At 36.9% G+C, this 17,677-nt stretch carries 17 protein-coding genes; 13 read left to right on the top strand and 4 right to left on the bottom strand.

The window, feature by feature from the left end:
- Positions 1-48: 48 nt before the first annotated feature.
- Together narL and narX are read right to left on the bottom strand one after the other, a co-directional pair.
- Positions 49-702: a two-component system response regulator NarL gene (gene narL / locus J3U37_RS06460; RefSeq protein WP_220218676.1), complete on the bottom strand. Its 654-nt coding sequence runs from the start codon at positions 700-702 to the stop codon at positions 49-51.
- Between the two features lie 4 nt (positions 703-706).
- Positions 707-2,530: a nitrate/nitrite two-component system sensor histidine kinase NarX gene (gene narX / locus J3U37_RS06455; protein ID WP_267373886.1), complete on the bottom strand. Its 1,824-nt coding sequence runs from the start codon at positions 2,528-2,530 to the stop codon at positions 707-709.
- Between the two features lie 214 nt (positions 2,531-2,744).
- On the opposite strand from narX, the gene rplU reads away from it, so the two are divergent.
- The 4 genes from rplU (at position 2,745) to cgtA (ending at position 5,550) form a co-directional block, all read left to right on the top strand.
- Positions 2,745-3,053, top strand: a complete 309-nt coding sequence (gene rplU, locus J3U37_RS06450; protein WP_220218678.1) for a 50S ribosomal protein L21 — start codon at positions 2,745-2,747, stop codon at positions 3,051-3,053.
- Positions 3,054-3,068: 15 nt separating this feature from the next.
- On the top strand, positions 3,069-3,329 hold the full coding sequence (gene rpmA, locus J3U37_RS06445; RefSeq protein ID WP_025314437.1) for a 50S ribosomal protein L27: 261 nt from the start codon (positions 3,069-3,071) through the stop codon (positions 3,327-3,329).
- A gap of 86 nt (positions 3,330-3,415) precedes the next feature.
- Positions 3,416-4,381: a DMT family transporter gene (locus J3U37_RS06440; RefSeq protein ID WP_220218679.1), complete on the top strand. Its 966-nt coding sequence runs from the start codon at positions 3,416-3,418 to the stop codon at positions 4,379-4,381.
- Positions 4,381-5,550, top strand: a complete 1,170-nt coding sequence (cgtA, locus tag J3U37_RS06435; protein WP_267329628.1) for an Obg family GTPase CgtA — start codon at positions 4,381-4,383, stop codon at positions 5,548-5,550. The genes J3U37_RS06440 and cgtA overlap by 1 nt, the downstream gene beginning before the upstream one ends.
- A gap of 574 nt (positions 5,551-6,124) precedes the next feature.
- Here the strand turns inward: cgtA and smrB are convergent.
- Both smrB and nth read right to left on the bottom strand, forming a co-directional pair.
- A complete protein-coding gene (gene smrB / locus J3U37_RS06430) occupies positions 6,125-6,655 on the bottom strand; it encodes an endonuclease SmrB (protein WP_220218681.1) in 531 nt (176 codons plus the stop codon).
- A 6-nt stretch (positions 6,656-6,661) separates the two neighbouring features.
- Positions 6,662-7,300 carry an endonuclease III gene (gene nth, locus J3U37_RS06425; RefSeq protein ID WP_255556188.1) on the bottom strand — a complete coding sequence of 213 codons (639 nt, stop codon included), beginning with the start codon at positions 7,298-7,300 and terminating at the stop codon, positions 6,662-6,664.
- Between the two features lie 259 nt (positions 7,301-7,559).
- Here nth and putP point away from each other — a divergent pair, with 259 nt between their 5' ends.
- From putP to der, 9 genes are all read left to right on the top strand, one after another.
- Entirely contained in the window at positions 7,560-9,053 is a 1,494-nt protein-coding gene (gene putP / locus J3U37_RS06420) for a sodium/proline symporter PutP (protein WP_416379991.1), read from the top strand.
- 50 nt (positions 9,054-9,103) lie between these two features.
- On the top strand, positions 9,104-10,375 hold the full coding sequence (gene tyrS, locus J3U37_RS06415) for a tyrosine--tRNA ligase (protein ID WP_267336164.1): 1,272 nt from the start codon (positions 9,104-9,106) through the stop codon (positions 10,373-10,375).
- Positions 10,376-10,379: 4 nt separating this feature from the next.
- Positions 10,380-11,246 (top strand): pyridoxal kinase PdxY, encoded by an 867-nt coding sequence (gene pdxY, locus J3U37_RS06410; RefSeq protein ID WP_267373882.1) that lies wholly within the window; start codon positions 10,380-10,382, stop codon positions 11,244-11,246.
- A gap of 59 nt (positions 11,247-11,305) precedes the next feature.
- A complete protein-coding gene (locus J3U37_RS06405; protein ID WP_220218685.1) occupies positions 11,306-11,746 on the top strand; it encodes a helix-turn-helix domain-containing protein in 441 nt (146 codons plus the stop codon).
- 86 nt (positions 11,747-11,832) lie between these two features.
- On the top strand, positions 11,833-12,942 hold the full coding sequence (ispG, locus tag J3U37_RS06400; protein WP_220218686.1) for a flavodoxin-dependent (E)-4-hydroxy-3-methylbut-2-enyl-diphosphate synthase: 1,110 nt from the start codon (positions 11,833-11,835) through the stop codon (positions 12,940-12,942).
- Positions 12,943-12,966: 24 nt separating this feature from the next.
- Positions 12,967-14,244: a histidine--tRNA ligase gene (gene hisS / locus J3U37_RS06395; RefSeq protein ID WP_267329633.1), complete on the top strand. Its 1,278-nt coding sequence runs from the start codon at positions 12,967-12,969 to the stop codon at positions 14,242-14,244.
- Between the two features lie 23 nt (positions 14,245-14,267).
- Complete coding sequence (locus J3U37_RS06390) at positions 14,268-14,972, top strand: YfgM family protein (RefSeq protein ID WP_220218688.1); 705 nt, start codon at positions 14,268-14,270, stop codon at positions 14,970-14,972.
- Between the two features lie 46 nt (positions 14,973-15,018).
- Positions 15,019-16,191 (top strand): outer membrane protein assembly factor BamB, encoded by a 1,173-nt coding sequence (gene bamB, locus J3U37_RS06385; RefSeq protein WP_267373880.1) that lies wholly within the window; start codon positions 15,019-15,021, stop codon positions 16,189-16,191.
- An 18-nt stretch (positions 16,192-16,209) separates the two neighbouring features.
- Positions 16,210-17,676, top strand: coding sequence for a ribosome biogenesis GTPase Der (gene der, locus J3U37_RS06380; RefSeq protein ID WP_267329635.1), 1,467 nt, complete (start codon positions 16,210-16,212; stop codon positions 17,674-17,676).
- The last annotated feature ends 1 nt before the right edge of the window (position 17,677 follow it).

Genomic DNA, 17,677 nt, shown 5'->3' with positions numbered 1-17,677 from the left:
AAAAGCTTCAATTGAGTTCAGTATAATCAATTATCTTCAATTAATGCATTACTCTTTGCTCTGTAAATACCATACGGTCATTTCCATGCGTGATTTGAAATTTAATTTCTTAAAAATACTTTTTACATGAACTTTTACGGTACTTTCCACTATATCCAAATCTTTTGCGATCAATTTGTTAGATAGACCTTGCACCAGTAGATTAAATATCTCATGTTCTCTTGGTGTGAGTAACTTTACATCATGAATTTGTTTGGTCTGTGGCTTTGTGCTTTGGCGCATATAATTGATAATTATGTGCGAAATGGCTTCATCCATAATAACTTTTCCCTCCGCAATATCTTTTAAAGCGTTGAGAAAGTCTTCTGGCTCCATATCTTTCAATAAATAACCGTCAGCACCATTTTTAAGGGCGGATATAATATCTTCTTTGTCATCTGATACGGTAAACATGATGATCCGGCTTGAGATGTTTTTTTCACGTAAATAACGTAAAATTTCTAAACCACTCATACCATGAATATTGATATCTAATAAAATAATTTCCGGTTCAAGTTTTTCCGCTAATTTAATCCCTTCAGTACCTAATCCTGTTTCACCTACAACTTCAAAGTGGTTAACAGTATTAATTAATTGCTTTACGCCATTTCTTAACATAGGGTGATCGTCGATTAGCAGTATTGAACTTTTTATCTGCTCCATTTGGTTACTCTTCTATTGTCTTAAATGGAATGGTGTTGTTGGCTTTAAATTTTATCATAACTTGCGTACCTTGTTGTGGTTGACTATTGATGATCAAATTGCCATTAAGTATTTCAGCTCTATCACGCATTATCACCATACCATAATGGTTGTCTTGTTTTACATTGTTTTGTATACCAATGCCGTTATCAGCAATGCTTAAGGTAATAATTTGAAGGTCATCAATTGTTAAATCAATGATGACTTGCGTCGCTTTTGCATGTTTGTAGACATTATTGAGCGCTTCACGAAGAAATTGCAATAAATGAAAAGCATGTTTACTTTGGATAATGTTGAGCGGTAATTGATATTTGAGTTGAATATTAAATTTTAGCTTTTGATTAAATTCTTCTATTAACTCCATTAAACTGGCATAAAAGCCTGTCTGGTTAAGGCGTAACCGGAAAGAGGTGATCAACTCTCTTAATTGCGAATAGGTGATATTGACCTCTTTACGCATGGTAGCCAATAGATCAATGCTATTTTGTGAAGCCAGATCCGATTGCATTTGTAAACAACTTAGGTGTATTTTTAGACAAGAAAGGGATTGAGCTATCGAGTCATGTAATTCTCTAGCCATTGCTGAGCGCTCTTTCATTAATAGATACTGTTTTTGTTGTTCTATCTGCCTATCGAGCATTATGGCTGTTGTCATCTGCTCAATTAACCCGGTAATTAGATTTTCTTGCTCGTCACTTAGGGTTACCTCTAGTGGTTGACTGGCAAATAAAACGCCGAGCTTTTCTCCATTATCTTGTAGGTACCAATAACGTTGAAAACCATTTTTTGGATAAGGTTTCGAAGGAATTAAGCAAGCATGGCAATGGGGATTTTGGCAATAAGGCAATTTTTGCTCATTATCATAACTGATCTGTTGATAGTGTTCAGGGTCTTTTGATTCATAAAAGCGAATCTGGAATTGGGTAAGTGGAACTAACTCTTCTAATTGGCGCAGTATGATTAAAAAACGTTCACATAATGGTTCTGATGTGTGGAGTTGTTTGGTTGCTTGATATTGAAACGAAATGATTTTATTGGTTTGTTGTAATTCGGCTGTTTTTTCGGCTACTCGCTCTTCGAGTAATAAGTATTGCGATTCAATTTGCTCAGACATATTGTTTAATGCCAAACCCAATAAATCAAATTCGTTTTTTCTTGATCTAATAGTAAAACGTTCACTGAAATTGTGTTTGGAAATAGCTTCGGCCATATTAATAAGTTTACGCCAAGGGTTGAGAAGATAACGGCGTAAATAGTAACATTGTGCGATAAGAAATATCGCTATAATAATGATAAACAGTTGTTGTAAGCGGAAAATATATTGAATTTGATTTTCAGTTTTCTGATCTATTTTATTTACTAACTCATTAGTTTGTAGGACAAATTGTTCAATATCCTCTCTGATTGCATCCATTTGTTGGGCTTGATGTATTTTGGGTTTTATTGAGCTTGCCCATTTGTGTTGTAACTGTTCAAATTCACTTGATAAGTGATATTGTTTAAAAAGAGTCGAGTGTTGTTTTTCGCTGGTAATATCATTAAATATATCTAAGCGATAATTATCTTGTTGGCTTAATGGGATCATCGATAATAGCTGATAGCTTTTCATGCGAATTAGCCCTAATTGATTAATTAGGTAAGCACTACCTTTGGTATCATTAGCAACTTGAATGGAGATGGATAATGCGATTAACGCAATTATCCCGAGAAAAAACATCCATAATGAGAAGCGATTAATTGTCGAGGCGTGATAATTGGTCTTTTTTTTGGGTATTTTGCCGCTTGACATCTTATAAATAAATTACCAAGTAAATAATGATTTATCATATTGTAACGCTAAAACGGTATGTCTCAGATCTTTTTTATAACTTTTTGCGATCTTTTAGTAAACAGAGCTTGCAACAAGAATAAATTTTGCGTAAAATTCACGCCCTATAAGATTAATCAATGCAGACAAATATGTACAATCAAGTAATGGTCTGTTTTTTATTGCGGAGTTGAGTATGTACGCAGTTTTCCAAAGTGGTGGCAAACAACACCGAGTCAGCGAAGGACAAGTCGTTCGCTTGGAAAAAATTGAAGTCGAAACTGGTTCTGAAATCGTTTTCGATAAAGTTTTAATGGTAGCAAATGGTGAAGACATCAAAGTTGGTGCTCCGTTTGTTGAAGGTGCAACAATTAAAGCAGAGATTGTTGAACACGGTCGTGGTGACAAAGTGAAAATCGTTAAATTTCGTCGTCGTAAACACTATCGTAAACAACAAGGTCACCGTCAGTGGTTCACTGATGTGAAGATCACTGCAATCGCTTAATAGGAGTATCGAACAATGGCACATAAGAAGGCTGGTGGTTCATCACGTAATGGTCGTGATTCCCAAAGTAAACGTTTAGGTGTTAAACGTTATGGTAGTCAAGAAGTTCTTGCTGGAAATATCTTAGTTCGTCAACGTGGAACTCAATTCCACCCAGGCACAAACGTAGGTTGTGGTCGTGACCATACACTATTTGCCTTAATCGATGGACAAGTAAAATTCGAAGTTAAAGGACCAAAAAACCGTCGTTATGTTAGTGTAATTGCTAACAGCTAATTAAAAGCGGTTCAAAAGTTTATAGAAGCCTCACAGTTATTGTGGGGCTTTTTTCATTTCTTGAATTTTATATAATATTACCCATTATGATAACACCACAAAATGTCAAATTAGGTTTTGCATTAGCAATGTTAACCGCTGTTATGTGGGGCATTGTGCCAATTGCAATGAAATATGCTTTAGTGGTTGTCGATCCGTTAACCTTAGCATGGTCGAGATTGGCTATTTCAGCTGTTGGCATCACAATATGGCTGGCATATAAAAAACAGTTCCCTAATTTAGCGATGTTTAAAAAACGTCGTCGTTTTGTCTTATTGATGATTGCCGGATTTGGTTTGCTCGGCAATTTTGCTTTATTTGCCAGTGCAGTTCAGTACCTTTCTGCGACAACGGCTCAAGTTGTGGGGCAAATGGGCATTGTGGTATTTATGATTTCAAGTGCTTTTGTTTTTAAAGAAAGATTAAGACCAACCCAGATCATTGGGATTTTGGTATTATTAATTGGGTTAGTACTATTTTTTAATAAAAATATTGCAGATCTGTTTTCAAACATGTCTACCTATGGCATTGGCGTTTGGCTAGGGTTGCTTGCTTCGGTCTCTTGGGCATGTTATGCGCTTGCGCAAAAAGTATTATTGCGAAAATTACGGGCAGAACAGTTATTATGGTTGATTTATTTGATCTGTACGGTCGGTCTATTACCGTTCACCTCTCCAACCAAATTGGCTAATGCTGATGCTACTCAGCTATTTGCTATTGTATTTTGTGGTTTAAATACCATTATTGCTTATGGTGCATTAGTGATGGCAATGGAGCGTTGGCAGGCGGCGCAAGTGAGTGCGATAACAACATTAACACCACTGTTTGCGTTAATCTTTTCGGATTTGTTTGCCTTAATTTGGCCGGAAAAGTTTGCAATGCAATATTTAAATATTTTAGGTTATATTGGCGCATTATCGGTTGTAGCTGGTGCTATGTTTGCAACTATTGGGCATTATATATGGCACCCAAGAAAAGGTTTGCTAATTAACCGCAACAAAGAGGATAAATAATGAAATTTGTTGATGAAGCATCAATCCGAGTTGAAGCCGGTGATGGCGGAAATGGTTGTGTCGGTTTTCGTCGTGAAAAGTATATTCCAAAAGGTGGACCAGATGGTGGTGACGGTGGCGACGGTGGTGATGTATTTTTTATCGCAGATGAGAATCTCAACACATTAGTTGATTTTCAGTTTGAAAAAAACTACCGTGCAGAGCGTGGTCAAAATGGGCAAGGCTCAGATTGTACTGGTAAGCGTGGTAAAGATATTACTGTTAAAGTTCCGGTTGGAACAAGGATCACTGACAAATATACTGGTGAGATCATTGGTGATTTAACGCATCACCAACAAAAGGTTTTAGTTGCTAAAGGTGGTTTCCATGGGCTTGGCAATGCACGGTTTAAATCATCGGTTAATCGAGCACCTAGACAAAAAACCGACGGAACTCCCGGTGAAAAACGTGATGTATTATTAGAACTGTTATTACTTGCTGATGTAGGAATGTTAGGATTACCAAATGCGGGTAAATCTACCTTTATTCGTTCCGTATCGGCCGCTAAGCCGAAAGTTGCCGATTATCCTTTTACCACGTTAGTGCCGAGTTTAGGTGTGGTGAGAATGGATAACGAGCAAAGTTTTGTGGTTGCTGATATTCCCGGCTTAATTGAAGGTGCATCAGACGGCGCTGGGCTTGGTATTCGTTTTTTAAAACACTTAGAACGCTGTAGGGTTTTAGTTCATCTAATTGATATTGCTCCAATTGATGAATCAGATCCAATTGAAAATGCTAAAGTTATTATTCAAGAACTTCACCAATATAGTGAAAAATTAGCCAATAAACCACGCTGGTTAGTATTTAATAAAATGGATGTATTGGGTGAAGAAGAAAGCGCCAAACGTGCAGCGGAAATTGCAAAAGCACTCGATTGGAATGATAAATATTATGTGATTTCAGCGGTTAATCATGAAGGTGTAAAAGCTTTATGTTGGGATCTCATGGATTACATGAATGCGCATCCTCGTGAAGCAGAAGAAGCAGAAACGGCAGCAGAAAAAGTGGAATTTATGTGGGATGATTATCATCAACAGGCTATGGATGATGCTTTTGATGATGACGATGATGATTTCGATGACTGGGATGAAAGCGACGAAGAAGGCGTTGAATTCATTTACCAAAAATAATAAAGCGGTATTTATCGCGGCTATCTCATTTGTAATTAAAAATAATAATTTCTACAATGCAGGGTAACTTACCCTGCACTTATTTTAATTTATTTTCATAGAATCAATTCGTTAGTATTTCCATGCCGTTTAATTAGACCGGTCTATCTTCTTTATTTGGAAAAAATCAAAAAAACTACTTGCTTTTATTAATGAGAATGATTATCATTCAATTGTACTTTGTTAGAGAGTTGAAAGACTTCTGAAAAAGTATGACATTGCTCACATTGCTTCCAATGTTTGCCAGCCTAGCCAACTATGCTGGCTTTTTTATTTTGTGTGAGGAGTCAATCCCATTTTTATTTATTGGGCTCCACTATAGAGTGATCTACTTACTTCAAGCAAAGCGCAAACAGCTTCAATCTAAACATATCTTTATTTATTCGTATGGTAGGCTTCAATATAATCTCTTACCTTCACTAAAATAGTATCGAATTCAGCACATAGATAATAAAAAGACATGAATTACACAGATAAACATGATTTGGTTCAGTAAAGCTTTATATGATAAGGTTGATACTATTCAGGTTTATTTCTACTCATTGATAACATCAAATAAAATGAGTAATGCGGCACTCCCACCAAATTCTTTCGGTGCTTGATGAAAACAGATAATGTTAGGATGTTGTGCTAACCACATCGGAGTCTGTTTTTTCAGAATATTTTTGCCATGCCCATACATAATACAAGCACATTGTGCTTTTTCGCGTAAACAGGCCGCGATGAGTGCGGCTATTTCTTTTTTCGCCTCTTTCTGAGTTAGTCCATGCAGATCTAAAAAGAATTCTGGCTCATAAAATCCCCGACGTAATTGTTTAATCTCATAAGGATCAGCATTTTCACGACTGTAGCGAATAGGATCTTGTTGTAACAGTGGCTGATAATTATCAGAAAAATAAAACTCAGCATTTATTTTTGCTAATTGCTGTTTTTGTGTTTCAATCACTTTTTGGGTGCGTTTTTGTGGTTTATGAATCACGGTGTCTTGTTTTATTTTTTTGGTATTACCAATACTACTTTTAAACAAGCTTAGATCTTCATCACTTAAATTAAATTTATCAGACATTGGTTATCACTCTGGGTAAACTTTTTGTTTAAATTCACATAAATCTTCAATAACACAAGCCCCGCAACGAGGTTTCCGGGCAATGCAGGTATAACGCCCATGCAAAATTAACCAGTGGTGACAGTTAATTTTATATTTTTCGGGGACAACTTTTAATAATTTTTCTTCAACAGCTTCAACGGTTTTTCCGGGCGCAAAACCAGTACGATTACTTACCCGAAAGATATGGGTATCAACCGCTATAGTTGGCCAACCAAAAGCTGTGTTTAAAACTACGTTGGCGGTTTTTCTGCCTACACCCGGTAGCGAAATAAGCGCATTAAAATTCTCCGGTACTTCGCTTTGATATCTTTCAATTAATATCTGACAGGTTTTAATAATGTTTTCTGCCTTGCTATTATACAGTCCAATTGTGCGTATGTACTGTTTAAGCTTCTCAACCCCAAGTGCTAAAATTTGTTCAGGTGTGTTAGCAACAGCAAATAAAGGCTTAGTCGCTTTATTAACGCTCACATCGGTTGCTTGCGCTGAAAGCACAACCGCAATAAGTAATTCAAAAGGGGTTTGATATACCAGTTCGGTTGTTGGATCTTTAATGTGTTGTTTTAACTTTTCTAAAATCTGAATGCGAGTTGATTGTTTCACGTAATAATTATATATAAGAAAGATTATTCGTTATTATATACTTTAATTTTGGTATTATCTTTAGATTAAACTGAGTTTTTATATTGATATATTCTATCAAAAATATCGTGCGTATTTATAGAAGCGCTGTGTAGTGATTTGATTAAGGTGATTTTTCCTTTTTTGTTGTTGAACATCTCTCGATTGCCTGCTTTTTAGCAAGGGGTTTTTGTGATAAGCTAGTCAACCATTTTTTAATTTCATAAATACAAGGTTTGTTATAAAAATGTCGTTACCAATGATTGTCACCTTTGCTGTGTACATTTTAGGAATGATTGCGATTGGTTTTTTTGCGTTTCGTGCAACGCGTAACTTTGGTGATTATATATTGGGCGGACGTCGTATTGGTAGTGTTGTGACAGCGCTTTCTGCAGGTGCTTCCGACATGAGTGGTTGGTTATTAATGGGACTGCCGGGTGCCGTTTTTTTATTTGGTATTTCGCAAAGTTGGATTGCAATAGGTCTAATTATTGGGGCGTACCTTAATTGGCTACTTATTGCCGGTCGGCTACGAGTTTTTACTGAGATCAATCACAACTCTTTAACTTTACCTGATTATTTTGCTCGTCGATTTGATGATAAAAGTACGTTGTTACGGATTATTTCGGCAGTCATTATTCTTATCTTTTTTACTATTTATTGCGCTTCTGGCGTGGTTGCTGGTGCAAAATTGTTCGAAAGTACCTTTGGTATGAGTTACGGCTGGGCAATGTTAGCTGGAGCCGGCGCTACCATAGCTTATACGTTTATCGGTGGTTTTTTAGCTGTTAGCTGGACAGATACCATTCAAGCTAGTTTGATGATGTTTGCACTTATTCTGACGCCGATTATGGTTATGGTCAATGCCGGTGGATTTACCGATGCAATGGCTAATATCAAATCGCTTAATCCTGATTATACTAACATATTTGCCCATATGGATTTTATTGCTATTGTTTCATTATTAGGTTGGGGGTTAGGCTATTTTGGGCAACCACATATTTTAGCTAGATTTATGGCGGCAGATTCGCATGAGGTGATGAAAAATGCTCGTCGAATCAGTATGACATGGATGATTTTATGTTTAGCTGGTGCAATAACGGTTGGATTTTTTGGTATTGCCTTTTTTGCTAATAATCCTGATCTGGCTTATTTAATTAATAATGGTAAGCATGAACGAATTTTTATTGAGTTATCTAAACTACTGTTTAACCCTTGGATTGCAGGCATCTTACTTGCTGCTATTTTAGCCGCAGTGATGAGCACCTTAAGTTGCCAACTCTTAGTTTGCTCAAGTGCTTTAACGGAAGATTTTTATCGTGCATTTTTTAGACCACAAGCTAAGCAACGTGAATTGGTTTGGGTTGGTCGCATTATGGTATTAATTGTTTCTGTTATTGCGATTTTACTTGCCATTAATCCTAACAATAGTGTACTTGATTTAGTAAGCCATGCTTGGGCTGGCTTTGGTGCGGCTTTTGGACCTATTGTGGTTTTTTCAGTATTTTGGTCTCGTATGACCCGAAATGGTGCACTAGCTGGCATGGTGGTTGGTGCGATAACCGTTTTACTATGGATCAATTTTAATTGGTTCAATCTCTATTCACTTATTCCCGGATTTTTATTTGCTTCAATCGCTATTGTGATTTTTAGTTTATGTGATAAAAAACCTAACGAAATAGTGGAAGATCATTTTAAACAAGCGTATAAACGTTATCATAACAAAACTGAGTAAATCTTACTTTAGTAGAATATCATTGTAACAAAATTTAATAGGTAAAAATCATGACAAAAAATGTGATCAAACAACTACAAGAGCGTGGACTGATTGCTCAGCTTACTGATGAAAAAGCACTAATAGAACAAGTCGAACAAAATCCTATTGCGCTTTATTGTGGTTTTGATCCAACGGCTGATAGTTTGCATCTTGGTCATTTAGTTCCATTACTTTGTTTAAAACGTTTTCAACTGGCCGGGCATAAGCCTGTGGCTCTAGTTGGTGGCGCAACTGGTTTGATTGGCGATCCTAGCTTTAAAGCTGTTGAACGAAAACTCAATACCGAACAAACAGTTGTTGAATGGAGTGAGAAAATCAAACAACAAGTATCGCCATTTTTAGATTTTAATTGTGGTGAAAATGCCGCAATTGTAGCTAACAACTATGATTGGTTTAGTGGCATGAATGTATTGACTTTTTTGCGTGATATTGGCAAATATTTTTCGGTTAATGCGATGATTAATAAAGAATCAGTTAAGCAACGTATTGACCGTGACGAAGTGGGTATTTCATTTACAGAATTTTCTTATAGCTTGCTGCAAGCTTATGATTTTGCTTGTTTAAATCAATCGCAAAATGTTGTTTTGCAAATCGGTGGTTCTGACCAGTGGGGGAATATTACCGCAGGTATTGATTTAACCCGACGATTACATCAAAAACAAGTTTATGGTTTAACTGTACCGTTGATTACTAAGTCTGACGGGACTAAATTCGGTAAAACTGAAAGTGGTGCGGTGTGGCTTGATCCTAAGAAAACCAGTCCTTATAAATTCTATCAATTTTGGATTAATACTGCTGATGCTGATGTTTATCGATTCTTGAAATTCTTTACTTTCATGCCATTGAATGAAATAGATGAATTAGAACAAGAAGATAAAAATAGTGGCGTTGCGCCAAGAGCTCAATATGTACTTGCCGAACAAGTTACCCGTTTAGTTCATGGGGAAGAAGGGCTTATTGCTGCTAAACGAATCACCGAAAGTCTATTTTCCGGTAAATTGACCGACTTGTCCGAGGCTGATTTTGAACAATTAGCGCAAGACGGTATGCCAACTTTAGCGGTGAGTGATGAAATTGATTTACAACAAGCAATTGTTAATGCTGAGTTTGCCCCTTCCAGAGGTCAAGCAAGAACAATGATTGAATCAAATGCTATTTCGATTAATGGTGAGCGTAATGCAACAACGGATTATCGATTCGCTGATAGTGATAAACTTTTTAACCGTTATACTTTACTTCGTCGTGGTAAGAAATATTACTGCTTATTAATTTGGAATTAATTTTATGAAAAATATATTATCGATTCAGTCACATGTGGTATTTGGTCATGCTGGAAATAGTGCCGCCGTCTTCCCGATGCGTCGATTGGGCGTGAATGTTTGGCCTTTAAATACAGTACAATTTTCTAATCATACTCAATATCGTCAATGGACTGGAACGGTAATGCCTGCATCTCATCTAACTGAGATTGTTGATGGAATTAATGCAATTGATGAATTAAAGCATTGTGATGCGATCCTAAGTGGTTATATGGGATCGCCTGAGCAGGGTAATGCAATTATTGAAATTGTAAAAAAAGTAAAAGCAGTTAACCCTAATGCACTTTATCTATGTGATCCTGTTATGGGGCACCCTGAAAAAGGCTGTTTTGTCGCCCCAGGGGTCGCTGAATTTTTATGTAATAGCGCTTTACCAATGGCCGATATGATGGCGCCTAATATATTAGAGCTTGAGGAGCTAAATGGTAAGCAGCAAATCAAAAATGTTGATGAAGCGGTTGTTGCCTGTCGTGAACTTTGTAAAAAAGGACCGAAAGCTATTTTAGTAAAACACTTAAGTCGAGCCGGTTATCGTAAAGATCGTTTTGAAATGCTTTTAGTGACTGAGCAAGACGTATGGCATATTGAACGCCCATTAGTTGATTTTGGTGAAAGACAACCAGTTGGTGTCGGTGATATGACAAGTGGCTTGTTTTTAGCCAATATTTTGCTTGGAAAATCACTGGTTGAAGCTTTAGAACATACTACATCAGCTGTATATGCAGTTATGCTAGAAACGTTGAAACGAGAGGCGTATGAATTACAATTAGTGGCTGCCCAAAATGAAATTGAAACACCAAATCAATGGTTCAAAGCGAAAAGAATTGATTAATTTTGTAAATATGTAAAAATATAGAAAATTTACGGATACAGTATTAAACGAGGGGATTAATGGAAGACAATATTTCATTGGGTAAGATTCTTTCCAATTCAAGAGATAATTTAGGATTAACTCAAGAAGATATTGCCAATAAACTTCATGTACGTAAGGCGGTTGTATCAGAAATTGAAAACGACCAGCTTGTTCATGCCCCTTTTGTTTTTGTTAAAGGTTATATTCGTGCTTATGCTGAAATTGTTGGTTTGCCAAATGAAGAGTATCAACCTTATCTTGAAGATTTGAAAAAACAGTATTCATCTCAGAAGATTGCTGAGCTTGTTCCGAAAGATAAAAAAACAAAAGGTAGTAGTAAAGTTCTATTTGCCTTCTTATTTATTTTCTTATGTGCGTTAGGTGCCACACTTTATTTTGTGACTAAGCAAGATAAAAGTAATCTTGTTGAAGTTAGCCATTATATTTCCCCACCAACATCAGATCGTGTTAACAGTTAGCAAATTTTCTTAATCTCATACAGACATTTGCTGTAATTCTTGTTAAGATTGCCAGCTAGTTATTTTGTAATATGATTAGGCAGGTTATGAGTCATCACGATTCACCAATTAACAGAAGAGAATCAACCCGAATTTATGTCGGCAATGTTCCTATTGGTGGCGGTGCGCCTATTGCTGTTCAGTCCATGACCAATACGCGTACAACTGATGTTGAAAAAACAGTTGCTCAAATTCAAGCGCTTGAGCGTGTTGGTGTTGATATTGTTCGTGTTTCAATACCGACAATGGATGCAGCTGAAGCATTCAAATTTATAAAACAACAAGCAAAAGTACCACTTATTGCCGATATACATTTTGATTATCGTATTGCTTTAAAAGTAGCTGAATATGGGGTTGATTGTTTAAGGATTAATCCCGGAAATATCGGTAATGAATCAAGGATTCGAACGGTTGTTGATTGTGCTAAAGATAAAAATATCCCAATACGTATTGGGGTAAATTCGGGCTCATTAGAAAAAGATATTCAAGAGAAATATGGTGAACCAACACCGCAAGCTATTGTTGAGTCAGCTATGCGCCATGTTGAGATACTGGACAAATTAAACTTTGATCAGTTTAAAGTAAGTGTTAAAGCATCAGATGTTTTTACTGCGGTTGATTCATATCGCTTGCTTGCAAAACAAATCAAGCAACCATTACATTTAGGGATAACTGAAGCTGGTGGTGTGCGCAGTGGTGCGGTAAAATCTGCAATAGGATTAGGGTTGTTGTTAGCTCAAGGCATTGGTGATACGTTGCGTGTTTCGTTAGCAGCGGATCCAACCGAAGAAGTAAAAGTTGGTTTTGATATTTTAAAATCGTTACGTATCCGCTCTCGTGGTATTAATTTTATTGCTTGTCCAACCTGTTCAAGGCAAGAGTTTGATGTCATTAATACGGTAAATATTCTAGAGCAACGTTTAGAAGATATTATTACGCCAATGGATGTATCAATTATTGGTTGTGTGGTCAATGGTCCAGGCGAAGCATTAGCTTCGACTATGGGTGTTGCTGGTGGTCATAATAAAAGTGGTTTTTATGAAGACGGCGTTCGTATTGGTCGTATCGATAACGAGCAAATGATCGATGAGTTAGAAGCCAAAATACGAGCAAAAGCATCACTATTAAAAAACAGAATTGCAGCAACTGAACTATAATTTTATTAGATAGCGAATAAATAAATGACAGAGAAAAAAATCCAATCTATACGGGGAATGAACGATTTACTCCCTAGTGATAGTGCGAGTTGGCAACAAATAGAGAAAATTGTAAAAGGTGTTTTAAACAGTTATGGTTATAACGAAATTAGAACGCCAATTGTTGAAGATACTGCACTATTTAAACGCGCTGTCGGCGAAGTGACCGATATTGTCGAAAAAGAGATGTATACTTTCAATGATCGTAATGATGAAAGTATTACTTTGCGCCCAGAGATTACTGCTGGTTGCGTACGTGCCGGTATTGAACATGGTCTATTTTATAATCAAGAGCAGCGTCTTTGGTATTTAGGTCCGGCATTTCGTTATGAAAAACCGCAAAAAGGTCGTTATCGACAGTTTCATCAATTTGGTGTGGAAGTTTTTGGACTTGAAGGACCTAATATTGATGCCGAACTTATCTTATTAACGGCACGTTTTTGGAAAGCGTTAGGTATTGAAAATCATACTTCACTTGAGCTTAATTCAATTGGTTCAGTTGAAGCAAGAGCGAATTACCGAAATGCGTTAGTTAACTTCCTTGAACAACATAAAGATAAATTGGATGAAGACTGTCTGCGTAGAATGTATACTAATCCATTACGTGTTCTCGATTCCAAAAATCCGGTTGTGCAAGAGCTTCTTAATCAAGCGCCGAAACTGTTTGATTATCTAGACGAAGAGTCTAAACAACATTTTGAAGGCTTATGCCGGTTACTGGATAATGCAGGCATAAAATACAATATTAATCAAAGATTAGTTCGTGGCTTGGACTATTATAATCGTACCGTGTTTGAATGGGTCACCAGTAGTTTAGGTGCACAAGGTACGGTTTGCGGTGGTGGTCGTTATGACGGACTTGTTAGCCAGCTCGGTGGACAGCCAACGCCCGCAGTTGGTTTTGCTATGGGGCTTGAGCGTTTGGTTCTACTGGTTCAAGCAGTTAATCCGTCATTAAATCGAGATAATTCGATTGATATTTATATGATATCGTCTGGTGATGAAAATACCATATCTGCTGCGCAGTGTGTTGCTGAGCAATTACGTGACGGATTACCGGAAAGACGCATCGTTACAAATTATGGTAGTAGTAATTTTAAGAAACAATTTGCCAAAGCAGATAAATTAGGTGCTAAAATAGCAGTCATTATTGGTGAAAATGAAATCGCTAACCAGTCAGTGACAATTAAAAATTTACAAACAGGCGAACAAGTTGAAGTAGCACAAAACGATATTGTTCCGACTTGTATGGCGATACTGTAAAGTAAGGGAAATAGGAGAAAAATGTGAGTCATCAATTATCGAGTGAAGAGCAGCTTTCAGAGATAAAAGAGTTTCTTGCTAAAACGTGGAAATTGATAGTTGCGATTATTGTTATTGGACTTTTAGCCTTTTATGGCTGGCAATACTGGCAATCTTACAATTTAGAAAAAATAACGCAATCATCTGACAAGTATGAACAATTAGTTGCTAATTTAGATAATACTAAACCTGAGTCAGTGAATGAATTAGTCGCATTTGCTAAAGATAACACCACTGTTTTTAGTGTGTTTGCTAATTTGCAGGCCGCCAAATTTTATGTTGAAGTACTTAAAGACTATTCGGGTGCCAAAGCATTATTACTTGATGCATTAAAGAAAAATGATTCTGAAACAATTGCTTCAATTATTAATATCCGTATTGCTCGATTAGAGTATCAACTTGAGCAATATCAACAAAGTTTAACAACATTAAATCAAGTCACTGAAGAGAGTTGGGCGCCAGTTGTTAATGATATTCGTGGTGATATATTGGTAAAAATGGCCGATTACACTAATGCGATTGCCGCTTATAATGTGGCATTAACTTCATCACCAATGCCAGGGCTTGAGCAAAGTATTAAAATGAAGTTAAATCAAGTTGAATTTCTAAAAACAAAACAACAAGCTGAACAAGAGGCACAGGCAGCTAAAGAGAAAGCCGAACAGGCGGCTCAGACAGAAAATAAATAACTGAACTAAACAAGAATTAATTCATCCTGGTATAAGGGTCTATACAATGAAGTTATCAAAATATCTTTTTATTAGTGTTTTTATGTTTTCACTTGCTGGATGTTCTTTGTTTGGTGGAGAAGAAGAAGTTGTACAAGTCTCACCTTCACCAGCAGTAAATAATCAATTTTCTATACCACAAGTATGGCGAAACAGTACATCTGGCAATACTCAAATCTATTCATTATTAGGTCCTATAAACTATGATAATGTTGTTTACGCTGCTAGCCGCAGTGGACAAGTTAAAGCGATTGATTTAACCAGTGGCAATACGTTATGGGATGTCAATTTATCGCAAAGTTCTTTTTTCAGTAGCAAAACAGCCTTATTTTCTGGTGGCGTGAGTGCAGATGATAAATATGTTTATGTTGGTAGTGAACGTGCCGTTGTTTATGCTCTAGATCGTAGTAATGGTAAAGTAGTATGGGAAAAAGCGGCTAAAGGTGAAGTTCTTGCTCGCCCGGTATCTACCGATGATAAATTAATCGTCCATACTGCAAATGGCATGTTACAAGCTTTCGATCGTAATACTGGTGATGAATTATGGGATGTGTTACTTGAAGTTCCATTATTAACCTTAAGAGGAAATTCAACACCGACAATTGCACATGGTGCGGCAATTTTTGGTGATGATAATGGACGTGTTAATGCCTATTATGTCAATGACGGAGAAATGATTTGGCAACAACGCATATCAAATCCAACAGGATCGACAGAAATTGCAAAATTAAATGATGTTGATTCTACCCCAGTAGTTGAAGGTAGTCTGGTCTATGCAATTGGTTATAATGGATATGTTGCTGCGCTTGATTTAAGTAATGGACAAGTTGTTTGGCGCAAACAGTTAGGATCGACGCATAGCTTTGTGGTAGACTCTCAAGAATTATTTGTTGTTGACCAAGATGATAATATTCAAGCTGTCTCTAAAGATGGTGGCTCGGTATTATGGACTCAGTCAGCACTTTCACACCGTCAATTGACTGATCCAGTTATTTACCAAGATAATATTGTTGTAGGTGATTTTGAAGGTTACCTGTATTGGTTAAATAAAGAAAATGGTGAAGTTGTCGCTAAAACACAAGTGAGTAGTAGTGGGTTAATATCCCGACCATTAGTTGTTGATAATAAAATAATTGTTCAAGCAAAAAATGGTGATATCTACGCTTTCACAAAAAATTAAGGTTATTAGAGAATAAACATGGTACCTGTAGTAGCACTAGTTGGGCGTCCGAATGTTGGAAAGTCGACTTTATTTAATCGCTTAACTCGAACTCGAGACGCATTAGTCGCTGATTTCCCAGGATTAACACGCGACCGTAAATATGGCCGTGCTGAAATCAAAGGTCATGAATATATTGTCATTGATACTGGTGGTATTGATGGCACAGAAGATGGGGTTGAAAGCTTTATGGCTGAACAATCCCTGCAAGCGATCGAAGAAGCTGATATTGTTCTTTTCTTAGTTGATGCCAGAGCTGGTGCAATGCCTGCTGATCATGCTATTGCTAAGCATCTCCGTTCACGTGAAAAAGCAACTTTTTTAGTCGCTAATAAAATTGATGGCATTGATGCCGATACCGCTATTTCAGATTTTTATGGTTTAGGATTAGGTGAAATTCATCCAATAGCAGCCAGTCATGGTCGTGGTGTAAGTGTCCTAATTGAAACCGCTTTAGATCCTATTTTCCAATTTGCAAATGAACAAGATGATGAGTTTGCAAGTCATGAGCCATTTGATGATGAATCTTTCTCTGATGATGAGCTCAACGATGAAACTCAATCGCTAATTGATCAACCAATTAAAGTGGCGATTGTTGGGCGACCAAACGTTGGTAAGTCAACACTAACCAATCGTATACTTGGTGAAGAAAGGGTTGTCGTATACGACATGCCCGGCACCACTCGAGACAGTATTTATATACCAATGACTCGGGATGAACGTGAGTACATCATGATTGATACGGCGGGTGTACGTAAGCGAGGTAAAGTGACGGAAACGGTTGAAAAGTTTTCAGTGATCAAAACTTTACAAGCTATTGAAGATGCCAATGTCGTTATTTTGGTTATAGATGCCAGAGAAGGGGTATCTGATCAAGACTTATCATTGCTTGGATTCATTATTAATAGTGGGCGCTCACTTGTTATAGCAGTGAATAAGTGGGACGGTTTGTCACAAGATATTAAAGAGCAGGTCAAAGCAACTTTAGATGATAGGTTAGATTTTATTGACTTTGCCCGAGTACACTTTATTTCTGCGCTTCATGGTTCAGGTGTTGGGAATTTATTTGATTCAATTCAAGAGGCATACGATTGTGCAACTCGTCGTGTCAATACTGCACTTTTAACTAAAATTATGCAAATGGCGCAAGACGATCATCAACCTCCTTTAGTTCGAGGTCGTCGAGTTAAGTTGAAATATGCGCATGCTGGTGGCTATAATCCGCCAATTGTTGTGATCCATGGTAATCAAGTTGAAGATTTACCGGATTCCTATAAGCGCTACTTAATGAATTATTTTAGACGTTCATTAAAAATTATGGGGTCGCCAATTCGAATTCAGTTTAAAGAAGGTGCCAACCCATTTGAAGGGCGTAAAAATAGCCTAACAGCGTCGCAACAACGCAAACGACGTCGATTAATGAAACATGTTAGAGGTCGTAAATAAT

The sequence above is a fragment of the Gilliamella sp. B3172 genome (assembly GCF_026536465.1).
Taxonomy (GTDB): domain Bacteria; phylum Pseudomonadota; class Gammaproteobacteria; order Enterobacterales; family Orbaceae; genus Gilliamella.
This window is presented reverse-complemented; position numbering and strand designations above follow the sequence as displayed.

Coding starts and splice junctions, on each gene's coding strand:
- narL (WP_220218676.1), bottom strand. CDS start 702: ATGGAGCAGATAAAAAGTTCAATACTGCTAATCGACGATCACCCTATG.
- narX (WP_267373886.1), bottom strand. CDS start 2,530: ATGTCAAGCGGCAAAATACCCAAAAAAAAGACCAATTATCACGCCTCG.
- rplU (WP_220218678.1), top strand. CDS start 2,745: ATGTACGCAGTTTTCCAAAGTGGTGGCAAACAACACCGAGTCAGCGAA.
- rpmA (WP_025314437.1), top strand. CDS start 3,069: ATGGCACATAAGAAGGCTGGTGGTTCATCACGTAATGGTCGTGATTCC.
- J3U37_RS06440 (WP_220218679.1), top strand. CDS start 3,416: ATGATAACACCACAAAATGTCAAATTAGGTTTTGCATTAGCAATGTTA.
- cgtA (WP_267329628.1), top strand. CDS start 4,381: ATGAAATTTGTTGATGAAGCATCAATCCGAGTTGAAGCCGGTGATGGC.
- smrB (WP_220218681.1), bottom strand. CDS start 6,655: ATGTCTGATAAATTTAATTTAAGTGATGAAGATCTAAGCTTGTTTAAA.
- tyrS (WP_267336164.1), top strand. CDS start 9,104: ATGACAAAAAATGTGATCAAACAACTACAAGAGCGTGGACTGATTGCT.
- pdxY (WP_267373882.1), top strand. CDS start 10,380: ATGAAAAATATATTATCGATTCAGTCACATGTGGTATTTGGTCATGCT.
- J3U37_RS06405 (WP_220218685.1), top strand. CDS start 11,306: ATGGAAGACAATATTTCATTGGGTAAGATTCTTTCCAATTCAAGAGAT.
- ispG (WP_220218686.1), top strand. CDS start 11,833: ATGAGTCATCACGATTCACCAATTAACAGAAGAGAATCAACCCGAATT.
- hisS (WP_267329633.1), top strand. CDS start 12,967: ATGACAGAGAAAAAAATCCAATCTATACGGGGAATGAACGATTTACTC.
- bamB (WP_267373880.1), top strand. CDS start 15,019: ATGAAGTTATCAAAATATCTTTTTATTAGTGTTTTTATGTTTTCACTT.
- der (WP_267329635.1), top strand. CDS start 16,210: ATGGTACCTGTAGTAGCACTAGTTGGGCGTCCGAATGTTGGAAAGTCG.